1 protein-coding gene is annotated in these 1057 nt (G+C 35.0%); it reads right to left on the reverse strand.

The window, feature by feature from the left end; all coding sequences use genetic code 11:
• Window positions 1–813 (reverse strand): IS110 family transposase (locus ACX5JI_RS26375; protein ID WP_459503930.1); only part of this gene is annotated, 813 nt, incomplete at its 3' end.
• Window positions 814–1057 lie beyond the last annotated feature (244 nt).

A 1057-nucleotide genomic window follows, 5' to 3' on the forward strand; every position in this document is an offset into this window, starting at 1 on the left:
GTATTCTGCACGTTGCTCAGCTACATACACCATCTTGCTAATACAGCTTTCTTTTTGGTGAAGAAGCTCTTGATAGCGCCTTGCGTATAATTTGAGCTGGTCACACAGAACATCGTTCTGAGAAACAGCAGGATAGCAAATTTTCGCTATTTCAAGTATCTGAATCGCTTTTTTCTCCGCAGTAATATTTGATATTTTTTTATTGGTGTTGGCACGAATACGATTTTTTATAATGGTTTTAGAAAGACCTAAAACATAATCTGGGTGGGGAAATAGTTGAACAAAATTTAAAAACAAATCAGATTTACTAGTAAATATTCTTTCCAATTCTGGAAATGTTAATTGGATTACTTTATGCATACGGCCGCGAATTATTGATAATTCATCATCCAGTTCACTATATAATCTAGATAGAGATTTTAACTGATAGAATAAATTATCAGTTCTGGTAGATACCCTTCGGGTAACTGTAAAATGAGTGAGAGCTAATCGGTGTGCGTCGCTTCGGTCTGTCTTATGAATCCGCAAGGAATCACATTGTATTTTGGCTTCTAATGGGTTTAATAAACAATATGTATACTGGTTATTTTGCATAAATCGTTCTAGCTGTCTGGAATAGATCCCTGTTGATTCGAACACAATTTCAGGTGATTCGCCGGTTTCATCTGTAAGCTTATGTATCTTTTCTTGTAGCTTTTTAAAATCAGGCTTAGTATGCTTGATTTCACTTTCGAATACACATTGTTTTTGTACATTATAAATTACCATATAACTTTTACCCATACTGACATCAAATGCAATAACGTGTTTCATATAGCTCCTCCTCAGGTGGAATTGAAGTCTTCAACTTACACTTATCGATTCTCATTTCTTATACACGATCTCGAAGACCAACATACTAAAAACTGATTCAAATAAGGTAAGTGAAGAAGGTCAGTTTTGTATACGGATTCAGAATCCCAAGACACCCACGACCTTCTCTTCACTTCTACTATATAAAAAATAGTAGTGCGAACCAATGCCTTGGTCTGCACTACTAATCTTAGTATGTTTTGTA

The sequence above is a fragment of the Bacillus sp. C1 genome (assembly GCF_054570475.1).